Genomic DNA, 13242 nt, shown 5'->3' on the forward strand with positions numbered 1-13242 from the left:
CACCGATCATGCCGCCAATAAAAAACCCCGCATCCTTGCGGATACGGGGCTTTCGAGTCTGGGCCGTTGGCGAGCACCCTTTTGGCTTGTGGCCGGTGCCGCCCTCAGGCTTCGACTATCAGGCCAGCGCTTCGCGCGGCTTGCCGAGCATGCGGTCGCAGGCCACGGCACCCACCAGGGTCACCACCGAAGGCACCAGCCAGGCCAGGCCTTGGTCGCTCAGCGGCAGGTGCGCCATGAAGTCCGGCAGCACATGGGCAATGCTGCTGCCCTTGATCGCATCAACCATGCCGAACACCAGCGACACCAGCATCACCGGCGCCAGAATGCGGGTCGGCGAGTTCCACAGGTCCTTCACGAAGCTCAGGCCAACCACCACGATGCAAGGCGGGTAGATGGCGGTAAGCACCGGGATCGAGAACATGATCAGCTTGGTCAGGCCCAGGTTGGAGATCAACAGCGAGAAGCCCGCCAGGATCACCACCAGTGCCCGGTACGACAGCGGCAGAATCTGGCTGAAGTACTCGGCGCAGGCGCAGGTCAGGCCGACAGCGGTCACCAGGCAGGCCAGCGCAATCAGCACGGCCAGGAAGCCGCTACCCAACGAACCGAAGGTGTGCTGCACGTAGGCATGCAGAACCGCTGCACCGTTGGTGGCGTCAGCCGCGATATCATGGCTGGTGGCGCCCAGGCGGAACAGGCTGATGTACACCAAAGCCAGGCCGACACCGGCGATCAGGCCGGCGATGATGGCGTAGCGGGTGATCAGCTTCGGCGACTCGACACCGCGCGAACGGATGGCGTTGACGATGACAATACCGAACACCAGGGCACCCAGGGTATCCATGGTCAGATAGCCATCGGAGAAGCCCTTGGAGAACGCAGCGGCAGCATAGGCAGGCTGTGCTTCGCCAATGGTGCCAGCTGGCAGCGCGAAGGCAGCAATGCCCAGCACGGCCAAGGCGATGATCTTCAACGGTGCCAGGAAGCGACCCACGGTATCGAGCAGTTTGCCCGGGTACATGGACACTGCCAGCACCACGATGAAGTAGACCAGGCTGTAGATAAACAGCGCCAACGGGCTTTCACCGGTCAGCGGCGCCACACCCACTTCGAACGACACGGTCGCCGTACGCGGCGTCGCGAACAGCGGGCCGACCGAGAGGTAGCACACAGCCGCCAGCAGGCCGCCGAAGAACTTGCCGATCGGGCTGCTCAACGCATCCATACCGCCGCCGACCTTGGCCAGGGCGACCACGGTGATGACCGGCAGGCCCACGGCGGTCACCAGGAAGCCCAGTGCAGCCATCCATACGTGCGGGCCAGACTGCAGACCGACGATAGGCGGGAAGATGATATTGCCTGCACCTACGAAAAGCGCAAACGTCATAAAGCCAAGCGCCAGGATGTCCTGGCCTTTGAGAACTTTCATTTAAGGTAGTACCACACTGCTGAAATCGGGATTCGATAGGGGATTTCCCTATGGGTGAGGGAAATGCTGCCCGGCCTTATAGGCCAGACCCGTTTAGCGTGTCGTTCCCTTTTGGGGAGCGGGCACAAAGTGAACGCGTAGACTAACCGTTTTACCCGACAAACGCACTGTTACAGTGCTGCTTGTCCGATGTGCGTACATGTTTGTCGTCTGGTTATCTGTGTCGGGCGATAATTTATTGCCAATTAGTGCGAATGTCTGGTGGAAAAACCTGATGAGGGCCATCGAATTTTCCACCTTTACAAAAATACCCAACGCTAAAACGACAAAGGCCACCCGAAGGTGGCCTCTGTGCGCGTGGGGGGTGTAGCAGTATTACTTCTTGGCTTCCCAGCCAGTCAGCTCGGCCAGGGCCTTGCCGATGTCTGCCAGGGAACGCACGGTCTTCACACCCGCGTCCTGCAGAGCAGCGAACTTCTCGTCCGCAGTGCCCTTGCCGCCGGAGATGATGGCGCCAGCGTGGCCCATGCGCTTGCCCGCAGGTGCGGTAACACCGGCGATGTAGGAAACGACTGGCTTGGTCACGTGGGCCTTGATGTAGGCCGCAGCTTCTTCTTCAGCCGAACCGCCGATCTCACCGATCATGACGATCGCTTCGGTCTTCGGGTCTTCCTGGAACAGCTTCAGGATGTCGATGAAGTTGGAGCCCGGGATCGGGTCACCGCCGATGCCGACGCAGGTCGACTGGCCGAAGCCGGCGTCGGTGGTCTGCTTCACAGCTTCGTAAGTCAGGGTGCCGGAACGCGAAACGATACCGACCTTGCCTGGCAGGTGGATGTGGCCTGGCATGATGCCGATCTTGCACTCGCCCGGGGTGATGACACCTGGGCAGTTAGGGCCGATCAGGGTAACGCCCAGCTCGTCGCACTTGACCTTGGCATCCAGCATGTCCAGGGTAGGAATGCCTTCGGTGATGCAGACGATCAGCTTGATGCCGCCGAAAGCAGCTTCCAGGATCGAGTCTTTGCAGAACGGAGCCGGTACGTAGATGACCGAAGCGTCAGCGCCGGTAGCTTCCACGGCTTCCTTGACGGTGTTGAACACCGGCAGGCCCAGGTGGGTGGTGCCACCCTTGCCTGGGGTTACGCCGCCGACCATCTTGGTGCCGTAGGCGATGGCTTGTTCGGAGTGGAAAGTACCCTGCGAGCCGGTGAAGCCCTGGCAGATGACTTTGGTGTCTTTATTGATCAGGACGCTCATTACTTGCCCTCCGCAGCTTTGACAACTTGTTGAGCAGCGTCGGTCAGGCTTGTTGCCGCAATGATGTTCAAACCGCTTTCTGCCAGTACTTTAGCGCCCAGTTCGGCGTTGTTACCTTCAAGGCGAACAACAACCGGAACTTTAACGCCGACTTCTTTCACTGCACCGATGATGCCTTCGGCAATCATGTCGCAGCGAACGATGCCGCCGAAGATGTTGACCAGAACGGCCGCGACGTTGCTGTCGGACAGAATGATCTTGAACGCTTCGGTAACGCGCTCTTTGGTAGCACCGCCGCCAACGTCGAGGAAGTTGGCCGGCTTGCCGCCGTGCAGGTTGACGATGTCCATGGTACCCATGGCCAGGCCGGCACCGTTGACCATGCAGCCGATGTTGCCTTCGAGGGCAACGTAGTTCAGTTCGAACTTGGCAGCGTGGGCTTCACGGGCGTCGTCCTGCGACGGGTCGTGGAAGGTTTTCAGCTTAGGCTGACGGTACATGGCGTTGGCGTCGATGTTGATCTTGGCATCGAGGCAGTGCAGGTCGCCGTCGGCCTTGATCACCAGCGGGTTCACTTCCAGCAGCGCCAGGTCGTGATCCTTGAACAGCTTGGCCAGGCCCACGAAGATCTTGGCGAACTGTTGAACTTGCTTGCCTTCCAGACCCAGCTGGAATGCCAGCTCGCGACCCTGGAACGGCTGAGCGCCGACCAGTGGGTCGATGGTGGCCTTGAGGATTTTCTCAGGCGTTTCGTGAGCGACTTTCTCGATGTCCACGCCACCTTCGGTGGAGGCCATGAACACGATACGGCGGCTCGAACGATCGACTACAGCGCCCAGGTACAGCTCTTTGGCGATGTCAGTGCAGGATTCGACCAGAATCTTGGAGACGGGTTGACCGTTGGCATCAGTCTGGTAGGTAACCAGATTTTTGCCCAACCACTGTGCAGCGAACGCCTTGGCGTCTTCCTTGCTGCGAACCAGCTTGACGCCGCCCGCTTTACCGCGACCACCCGCGTGAACCTGGGCTTTTACCACCCACTCGTTCCCGCCGATCTTGTCGCAGGCTTCTGCAGCTTGCTCAGGGGTATCGACTGCGAAACCCTTGGAAACTGGCAGGCCGTATTCAGCGAACAGCTGCTTACCCTGATACTCGTGAAGATTCATGCTTTTTACCGTCTTCGTTAGGTACTGCGCTTCGGCGCTGCGCCATTACTGGCGCCGCACCACCTATGACCGTTGACCCCGGGTTTTCCCATGTGATCCGGTCCGGCGGACGTTCCGCGGTGAGTCATGCACGCAAGACTCACGACGGGCTGCCCGCCGTGGTTTCTTATAATTAACGCTTCTTACGGTTGGCCACGTGAATGGCGCCGCCATTCACTGCCAGCGCTGCTTCATGCAACGCTTCGGACAGGGTTGGATGGCTGAAGACCATCATGCCCAGGTCCTCGGCACTGGTGCCGAATTCCATTGCGATTGCGCCCTGCTGCACCAGTTCGGCAGCCGATGGGCCAATCACGTGTACACCCAGGACGCGGTCGGTCTTGGCATCGGCGATGACCTTGACGAAACCACCGGTGTCGTTGGCTGCCATCGCACGGCCGCTGGCCGCGAACGGGAAGGTGCCCACGTTAACCTCAACGCCTTCGGCCTTCAAGGCCTGTTCGGTCTTGCCGACCCACGCGATTTCCGGGTGGGTGTAGATAACCGAAGGGATCAGGTCGTAGTTCATCTGGGCCTTGTGGCCTTTGATGCGCTCGACAACCATGATGCCCTCTTCCGAGGCCTTGTGGGCCAGCATCATGCCGCGTACCACGTCACCGATGGCGTATACGCCCGGCACGCTGGTAGCGCAGTAGTCGTCGACGAAGATGTAGCCACGCTCGTCGATGGTCACGCCGCTGTCGGCTGCCAGCAGGTCGGTGGTTACAGGGCGACGGCCGACCGCAACGATCAGCTTGTCGAAGGTGATCTTCTGCTCGCCTTCGGCGTTGGTGTAGGTCACTTCAACTTCGTTGCCGTTGACTTTCGAGCCGGTGACGCGAGCGCCCAGCTTGATGTCCAGGCCTTGCTTGGTCAGGGTCTTCTGGGCTTCTTTCGACACGGCAGTGTCGGCAGCCATCAGGAAGGTGTCCAGGGCTTCCAGGACGGTGACTTCAGCACCCAGGCGAGCCCAGACCGAGCCCAGCTCCAGGCCGATCACGCCGGCACCGATAACGCCCAGGCGCTTCGGTACGGCCTGGAATTCCAGGGCGCCGGTGGAGTCGACGATGACGTTCTGGTCGACCGGAGCCGGCGGAATGTCGATCGGGCGCGAGCCGGAAGCCAGGATCACGTTCTCGGCTTCGATGACTTCGGTGGTGCCGTCAGCCTTGGTGACTTCGACTTTCTTGCCTGCCAGCAGCTTGCCGTGGCCCTGGATCGAAGTAACGCCGTTGGCCTTGAACAGGGTGGCAACGCCACCGGTCAGGTTCTTGACGATGCCAGCCTTGCGGCCAACCATCGCGGCGACGTCCATCTTCACTTCACCCGTGGAGATACCGTGGACGTTGAAGCTCTCTTTCGCTTCCTTGTATTTCCAGGAGCTGTCCAGCAGCGCTTTGGAAGGAATGCAACCTACGTTCAGGCAGGTACCGCCCAGGGCCAGCTTGCCCTCGGCGTCGGTGTACTTCTCGATACAGGCAGTCTTCAGACCAAGTTGGGCAGCCTTGATGGCAGCCACATAGCCGCCAGGACCTGCACCAATCACCACTACGTCGAATTTCTGGGTCATAAAAGATTCCTTATCAGCTACAAGCTACAAGCCGCGAACCGCGCGGCAGGGCTTCTCGCGAAGCCAGGGCCGGCACGGTACGCAGCCAGAGGGTTAGATGTCCAGCAGCAGGCGAGACGGATCTTCCAGCAGGTTCTTGATGGTGACCAGGAAGGTTACCGCTTCCTTGCCGTCGATCAGGCGGTGATCGTACGACAGCGCCAGGTACATCATCGGGCGAATCACGACCTGGCCATTGATGGCCATCGGACGCTGGATGATGTTGTGCATGCCGAGGATGGCGGCCTGCGGCGGGTTGACGATCGGGGTCGACATCATCGAACCGAAGGTACCACCGTTGGTGATGGTGAAGGTGCCACCGGTCATCTCTTCGATGGCCAGCTTGCCGTCACGGGCCTTCTTGCCGAAGGTGGCGATGCCGTTCTCGATTTCAGCCAGGCTCATCGACTCGGCGTTGCGCAGTACCGGTACCACCAGGCCACGGTCGCTGGACACGGCAACACCAACGTCGGCGTAGCCGTGGTAGACGATGTCGTTGCCGTCGATCGAGGCGTTGACAGCCGGGAAGCGCTTCAGGGCTTCGGTGGCCGCCTTGACGAAGAACGACATGAAGCCCAGGCGTACGCCGTTGTGGGTCTTCTCGAACAGGTCCTTGTACTTCGAACGCAGAGCCATGACTTCGGTCATGTCCACTTCGTTGAAGGTGGTCAGCATGGCCATGCTCGACTGGGCTTCGACCAGACGCTCAGCGATCTTGGCACGCAGGCGGGTCATCGGCACACGCTTCTCGGTGCGGTCGCCAGCAGCGACGACAACCGGGGCAGCCGCAGCGGCAGCAGGCTTGGCAGCCGGGGCTGCGGCAGGCGCCGACTTCTTGTTGGCGACGGCAGCTACGACGTCTTCCTTGGTGATGCGGCCACCTTTGCCAGTGCCGGCAACGGCAGCCAGGTCGATGCCGTTTTCTTCAGCCAGCTTGCGCGCGGCCGGGGCAGCGATCGGGTCGTCTTCGCCAGCGTCGGCAGCAGCGGCAGCCGGAGCAGCAGCGGCCGGGGCAGCAGCAGGTGCAGCGGCGGCAGCGCCGCCTTCAACGATCGAACCCAGCACTTCGTCGGACAGGACAGTGTCGCCCTCGCCCTTGACGATGGCGCCCAGCACGCCGTCGGCGGTGGCCAGCACTTCCAGGACGACCTTGTCGGTCTCGATGTCGACGATCAGCTCGTCACGCTTGACGGCTTCGCCCGGCTTCTTGTGCCAGGTGGCAACGGTGCCATCGGCAACCGATTCCGGGAAGGTTGGGGCTTTGATCTCGATAGCCATTATCAGTGTTTCCTTAAATTCGGTTTCAGGTGCGCGAAGGCGTTAGACAGTGAAGGCGTCTTGCAGCAGTTTTTCCTGCTGTTCGGCGTGCTTCGAAGCGTAACCACAGGCTGGCGCGGCAGAAGCGTCGCGGCCGGCGTATTCCAGGACCAGCGCCTTGTTGTGGCGGCCCAGGATACGGCGCATGTGGTGCTGGCTGCTGTACCAGGCGCCCTGGTTCATCGGCTCTTCCTGACACCAGACCGCATGCTTGAGGTTGGTGTACGGCGCCAGGATTTCGACCAGGTCGTCTTCCGGGAACGGATACAGCTGCTCGATACGCACGATGGCGATGTCTTCGCGGCCTTCGGCACGGCGTTTTTCCAGCAGGTCGTAGTAAACCTTGCCACCGCACAAGACCAGGCGTTCGACCTTGGCCGGATCGAGGGTGTCGATTTCCGGGATCACGGTCTGGAACGAGCCTTCGGCCAGGTCTTCCAGGGTCGAGATGGCCAGCTTGTGGCGCAGCAGCGACTTTGGCGTCAGCACGATCAGCGGCTTGCGCAGCGGACGGATGACCTGACGACGCAGCAGGTGGTAGATCTGAGCCGGGGTGGTCGGTACGCACACCTGGATGTTGTGCTCGGCGCACAGCTGCAGGTAACGCTCCAGACGCGCGGAGGAGTGCTCCGGGCCCTGCCCTTCATAACCGTGTGGCAGCAGCATGGTCAGGCCACACAGACGGCCCCACTTGTGCTCGCCGCTGGTGATGAACTGGTCGATCACCACTTGCGCACCGTTGGCGAAGTCGCCGAACTGGGCTTCCCAGATCACCAGCGCGTTCGGCGTGGTGGTCGAGTAGCCGTATTCGAAGGCCAGTACCGCTTCTTCCGACAGGAAGGAGTCGTACAGCTCGAACATCGGCTGGCCCGGGAACAGGTTCTTCAGCGGTACGTAGGTGCTGGCGTCCTTCTGGTTGTGCAGCACCGCGTGACGGTGCGAGAAGGTGCCACGGCCGATGTCCTGGCCGGTCATGCGGATCGGGTGACCTTCGAACTGCAGGGTGGCGTAAGCCATGGTCTCTGCATAGCCCCAGTTGATCGGCAAGCCACCGGCCTGCATCTTCTGGCGGTCTTCGTAGATCTTCGCGACCTGACGCTGAACGACGAAGCCTTCCGGGATTTCCAGCAGCTTGGCCGACAGGTCTTGCAGGGTCTTGAGGTCGAAACGGGTGTCGTGACGTGCGGTCCAGGCATGGCCCAGGTACGGGCGCCAGTCGACGAACAGCTCGCGGTTCGGCTCCTTGACCAGGCTCTTCACAACGTGCAGGCCGTTGTCCAGCGCGTTGCGGTACTCGTCGATCTTGGCCTGGGCGCGCTCGGCATCGATGCGGCCAGCCTGGATCAGTGCCTCGGCGTACAGCTCACGGGTAGTGCGCTGCTTGCTGATTTGCTGATACATCAGCGGCTGAGTACCGTTTGGCTCGTCGGCCTCGTTGTGGCCGCGACGACGGTAGCAGACCAGGTCGATCACCACGTCACGCTTGAACTGCATGCGGTAGTCGATCGCCAGCTGGGTGACGAACAGCACCGCTTCCGGGTCATCGCCGTTCACGTGCAGGATCGGCGCCTGGATCATCTTGGCAACGTCGGTGGCGTACTCGGTAGAGCGCGCGTCCAGCGGGTTGCTGATGGTGAAACCCACCTGGTTGTTGATCACGATGTGCACGGTGCCGCCGGTCTTGAAACCGCGGGTCTGCGACATCTGGAAGGTTTCCATGACCACGCCCTGGCCGGCGAACGCTGCGTCGCCGTGGATCGAGATCGGCAGTACCTTGTCGCCAACGGTGTCGTTGCGGCGGTCCTGACGGGCGCGCACCGAACCTTCGACCACTGGCGATACGATTTCCAGGTGGGACGGGTTGAACGCCATGGCCAGGTGCACTTCGCCACCGGCGGTCATCACGTTCGAGGAGAAGCCCTGGTGATACTTCACGTCACCGGAGCCCAGCTCGTTCATCTTCTTGCCTTCGAACTCGTCGAACAGCTCGCGCGGGTTCTTGCCGAAGGTGTTCACCAGGACGTTCAGACGGCCACGGTGGGCCATGCCGATCACGACTTCCTTGGTGCCGTAGGAGCCGGAACGCTGAATCATCTCGTCCAGCATCGGGATCAGGCTTTCGCCGCCCTCAAGGCCGAAACGCTTGGTGCCTGGGTACTTGGTGCCCAGGTATTTCTCAAGGCCTTCACCGGCCGTCACGCGCTCGAGCAGGTGAGCCTGCACGTCAGCGGAAAACTCCGGACGGCCGCGCACGCTTTCCAGGCGCTGCTGGAACCAGCTGCGCTGCTCGGAATCGACGATGTGGGTGAACTCGGCGCCAATGGTGCGACAATATGTCTTCTGGAGCGCCTCGAAGATCTCGCGTAGGCTCGCCTCCTCTTTGCCGATGAACAGGTCGCCGGCACGGAAGGTCGTATCAAGATCGGCATTGGTCAAGCCGTAGTGATTGATCGACAGGTCTACGGGCGCAGGACGCTGCCACAACCCCAACGGGTCGAGCTTGGCAGCCTGATGGCCGCGCATACGATAGGCCTGGATCAGTCGCAGAACTTCAACCTGCTTCTTCTCGTGTTCACTGCTCACGCTCCCGGCGGATACCGGTTGGGCGCGGCGCTGGTTCTTTGCCAGCAGTACGAAATGGTCGCGGATTGTCGAGTGCGATACATCGGTAGCGGTGCTGCCGTCGGCGGGCAACTTCTGGAAGTAGGTGCGCCACTCTTCTGGCACAGCGTTAGGGTCGTGCAGGTAGAGCTCGTAGAGCTCTTCCACATATGCAGCGTTACCACCTGAAAGGTGGGCGCTTTCCCACATGCGCTGCATCACGCTTTCTTGCATGCTTGGTCACCCTCGATTAGGGGACTGATCGGCGAGAGCCACAGCAAACCTGGAAAAGTCCGAATACAGCGACTGAACCACGCCACTTGGATCCTGCTGATTTTCCGGGTACCAGCCCGGAAAGCCCCTGCTGGTCTCATATCTTCATAGGTAATGAACGCAGGCTTTGTGGGCCCTTGTTCGGGTTTTACCTCAGTGCGGGCTCACCACCCGCACCTCGGCTTACTGCAGGTACAACACTTTGTATCAGGTGCCGCTTTGCAGCAGCATGTTACGTACGTGACCGATTGCCTTGGTCGGGTTCAGACCTTTCGGGCAAACGTTTACGCAGTTCATGATCCCGCGGCAGCGGAATACGCTGAACGGGTCATCCAGGGACGCCAGGCGCTCCTGAGTCTTGGTATCGCGGCTGTCAGCCAGGAAGCGGTAGGCTTGCAGCAGTGCAGCCGGGCCCAGGAACTTGTCCGGGTTCCACCAGAACGACGGGCAGGACGTCGAGCAGCACGCGCACAGGATGCACTCGTACAGGCCGTCCAGCTTGTCACGGTCTTCCGGCGACTGCAGGCGCTCGATGGCCGGTGCTGGGGTATCGTTCTGCAGGAACGGCTTCACCTTCTCGTACTGCTTGTAGAAGATGCTCATGTCGACCACCAGGTCACGAATGACCGGCAGGCCTGGCAGCGGACGCAGCACCAGCTTGTTGCCCTTCACCACCGCCGACAGCGGGGTGATGCAGGCCAGGCCGTTCTTGCCGTTCATGTTCATGCCGTCGGAACCGCACACGCCTTCACGGCAGGAGCGACGGTACGAGAAACCTTCGTCCTTTTCCTTGATCAGCGCCAATACATCGAGAACCATCAGGTCCTTGCCGCCGGTATCGACGTCGAACGACTCCATTTTGGGCGCCGAGTCGGTGTCCGGGTTGTAACGATAAACTTCGACTTTCAACATAGCAGCCACCCTTAGTAAGTCCGGACTTTTGGTTCGAAGGCTGGAACAGTCTTCGGCGCAAAGTTGACGCCACGCTTGGCAACGCGCTTCTCACCCGGGTAGTACAGGGTGTGGCACAGCCAGTTTTCGTCGTCACGGTCTTCGAAGTCTTCACGGGCGTGAGCGCCGCGGGACTCTTTACGGGCTTCGGCCGCGATGGCGGTAGCTTCGGCGACTTCCAGCAGGTTCTGCAGCTCCAGCGCTTCGATACGCGCGGTGTTGAAGGCCTGGGACTTGTCGTTGATCTTGACGTTGGCGATGCGGTCACGCAGGCCGGCCAGCTGCTCGATACCCTTCTGCATGTATTCGCCGGTACGGAATACACCGAAGTAGTTCTGCATGCAGCTCTGCAGCTCGCGCTTCAGGCTGGCAACGTCTTCGCCAGAAGTACGCTCGTTGAGCTTGTTCAGGCGGTTCAGGGCCACATCGATATCGGTGTCGCTGGCGTCGCGGTATTCCACGCCGTCGGACAGCGATTTTTCCAGGTGCAGGCCAGCGGCGCGACCGAATACCACCAGGTCGAGCAGCGAGTTGCCGCCCAGGCGGTTGGCACCGTGTACCGATACGCACGCCACTTCACCCACGGCGAACAGACCCGGGATGATCTGGTCCTTGCCTTCGGCGTCCATGGTGATGGCCTGGCCATGAATGTTGGTGGCAACGCCGCCCATCATGTAGTGGCAGGTCGGTACGACCGGAACTGGCGCGACCACAGGGTCGACGTGAGCGAAGGTCTTGGACAGTTCGCAGATACCTGGCAGGCGGCTGTGCAGCACTTCCTCGCCCAGGTGGTCCAGCTTCAGCAGTACGTGGTCCTTGTTCGGGCCCACGCCGTTGCCGGCGATGATTTCCTTGACCATGGAACGGGCAACCACGTCGCGGCCGGCCAGGTCTTTCGCGTTCGGCGCGTAACGCTCCATGAAGCGCTCGCCGTGGGCGTTGATCAGGTAGCCACCTTCACCACGGCAACCTTCGGTTACCAGTACACCGGCGCCGGCGATACCGGTCGGGTGGAACTGCCACATCTCGATGTCCTGCACCGGTACGCCTGCACGCAGGGCCATGCCGATACCGTCACCGGTGTTGATCAGGGCATTGGTGGTGGAGGCGTAGATACGACCGGCACCGCCAGTGGCCAGAACGGTGGCCTTGGACTTGATGTACATGGTTTCGCCGGTTTCGATGCAGATTGCGATCACACCGACGAACGCGCCGTCCTGGTTTTTCACCAGGTCAACCGCGTAGTACTCGTTGAGGAAGGTAGTGCCTGCTTTCAGGTTGCCCTGGTACAGGGTGTGCAGCAGCGCGTGACCGGTACGGTCGGAAGCGGCACAGGTACGGGCAGCCTGGCCACCTTTCCCGAAGTCCTTGGACTGGCCACCGAACGGACGCTGGTAGATACGACCGGTTTCGGTACGCGAGAACGGCAGGCCCATGTGGTCCAGCTCGAAGACCGCAGCCGGGCCTTCCTGACACATGTATTCGATAGCGTCCTGGTCACCGATGTAGTCGGAACCCTTGACGGTATCGTACATGTGCCAGCGCCAGTCGTCGTTCGGGTCGGCCGAAGCGATGGCACAGGTGATGCCGCCCTGGGCGGATACAGTGTGCGAACGGGTCGGGAAGACCTTGGTAACTACGGCAGTCTTGTGGCCGCCTTGAGCCAGTTGCAGCGCGGCGCGCATGCCGGCGCCGCCGCCACCGATGATGATGGCGTCGAAGGAAATGGTTGGAATGCTAGCCATGGATCAGATACCCCAGAGAATCTGCACACCCCAGACGAAGTAAGCGAACATCGCAACGCCGCATACCGCCTGGAACAGGAAACGAATCGCAGTTGCCGACTTGCCGAACGACATAGGCGTCAGGTAGTCGGTTGCAATGGTCCACATGCCGACCCAGGCGTGAGCGCCCAGGGCAACGAGGGCCAGCAGACTGAAGATCCGCATCGCGTTGTTGGAGAACAGACCATGCCACTGGGTGTAGTCGATGCCTGGGTGGGCGACCACGTAGCCGATCAGGAAGAGGAAGTAAGCCGCGAGAACGACCGCAGAAACGCGCTGCGCCATCCAGTCATAGAGGCCCGAACGCGACAGGTTCGTGACATTGGTTACCATACCCAAACTCCCACCAGAACGATCAGCACCACGGAGATGACGATCACGATTTTCGAGCCCAGCTTGCCGCCTTCCAGCGTCTCACCGATACCCATGTCCATGATCAGGTGACGAACACCTGCCACGAGGTGATAAAGCAGGGCAGACAGCAGGCCCCAGGTCACAAATTTGGCCAGCGGGCTGGTCAGACACGCCTTCACCTCACCGAAGCCTTCCTCGGAACCCAGCGACTTGCCCAGTGCATAAAGCATGATGGCAAGGCCGAGGAACAAGATGACGCCGGAGATACGGTGCAGGATGGACGTGTACGCAGTGACGGGGAGCTTGATGGTCCTTAGGTCTAGGTTTACAGGTCGTTGGCTTTTCACGGCTTTTTTCACACTGAAGAGCCCCTAGCGAATCAGGGCAAAGTTGTTGGTAAGTGTACTGGTCAGGTACCCACCACCCAGGGAACGGCGACCCCCAGCAGTTCGGGCT

Annotated in this window: 10 protein-coding genes; all 10 read right to left on the reverse strand. The window is 60.9% G+C overall.

The features are described from left to right. Window positions 1-118: 118 nt before the first annotated feature. The gene (gene brnQ, locus PM2_RS11735; RefSeq protein WP_016711645.1) at window positions 119-1432 is read right to left on the reverse strand and encodes a branched-chain amino acid transport system II carrier protein; all 1314 of its coding nucleotides are present in this window, start codon (window positions 1430-1432) and stop codon (window positions 119-121) included. A 375-nt stretch (window positions 1433-1807) separates the two neighbouring features. After that, window positions 1808-2692, reverse strand: coding sequence for a succinate--CoA ligase subunit alpha (gene sucD / locus PM2_RS11740; protein WP_003254203.1), 885 nt, complete (start codon window positions 2690-2692; stop codon window positions 1808-1810). Beyond that, the gene (gene sucC / locus PM2_RS11745; RefSeq protein ID WP_003254205.1) at window positions 2692-3858 is read right to left on the reverse strand and encodes an ADP-forming succinate--CoA ligase subunit beta; all 1167 of its coding nucleotides are present in this window, start codon (window positions 3856-3858) and stop codon (window positions 2692-2694) included. The genes sucD and sucC overlap by 1 nt, the downstream gene beginning before the upstream one ends. A 172-nt stretch (window positions 3859-4030) precedes the next feature. Beyond that, complete coding sequence (lpdA, locus tag PM2_RS11750; protein ID WP_003254207.1) at window positions 4031-5467, reverse strand: dihydrolipoyl dehydrogenase; 1437 nt, start codon at window positions 5465-5467, stop codon at window positions 4031-4033. Between the two features lie 93 nt (window positions 5468-5560). Continuing rightward, a complete protein-coding gene (odhB, locus tag PM2_RS11755; protein WP_028698997.1) occupies window positions 5561-6784 on the reverse strand; it encodes a 2-oxoglutarate dehydrogenase complex dihydrolipoyllysine-residue succinyltransferase in 1224 nt (407 codons plus the stop codon). 42 nt (window positions 6785-6826) lie between these two features. Then, the gene (locus PM2_RS11760) at window positions 6827-9658 is read right to left on the reverse strand and encodes a 2-oxoglutarate dehydrogenase E1 component (protein ID WP_016711648.1); all 2832 of its coding nucleotides are present in this window, start codon (window positions 9656-9658) and stop codon (window positions 6827-6829) included. Window positions 9659-9904: 246 nt separating this feature from the next. Further along, window positions 9905-10609 carry a succinate dehydrogenase iron-sulfur subunit gene (locus PM2_RS11765; protein ID WP_016711649.1) on the reverse strand — a complete coding sequence of 235 codons (705 nt, stop codon included), beginning with the start codon at window positions 10607-10609 and terminating at the stop codon, window positions 9905-9907. Window positions 10610-10620: 11 nt separating this feature from the next. Next, a complete protein-coding gene (sdhA, locus tag PM2_RS11770; RefSeq protein WP_016711650.1) occupies window positions 10621-12393 on the reverse strand; it encodes a succinate dehydrogenase flavoprotein subunit in 1773 nt (590 codons plus the stop codon). Between the two features lie 3 nt (window positions 12394-12396). Further along, window positions 12397-12765, reverse strand: a complete 369-nt coding sequence (gene sdhD, locus PM2_RS11775; protein WP_003254214.1) for a succinate dehydrogenase, hydrophobic membrane anchor protein — start codon at window positions 12763-12765, stop codon at window positions 12397-12399. Continuing rightward, entirely contained in the window at window positions 12759-13145 is a 387-nt protein-coding gene (gene sdhC / locus PM2_RS11780; protein ID WP_012315350.1) for a succinate dehydrogenase, cytochrome b556 subunit, read from the reverse strand. The genes sdhD and sdhC overlap by 7 nt, the downstream gene beginning before the upstream one ends. Between the last annotated feature and the right edge of the window lie 97 nt (window positions 13146-13242).

This window comes from Pseudomonas monteilii NBRC 103158 = DSM 14164, assembly GCF_000730605.1.
GTDB classification, from domain to species: domain Bacteria; phylum Pseudomonadota; class Gammaproteobacteria; order Pseudomonadales; family Pseudomonadaceae; genus Aquipseudomonas; species Aquipseudomonas monteilii.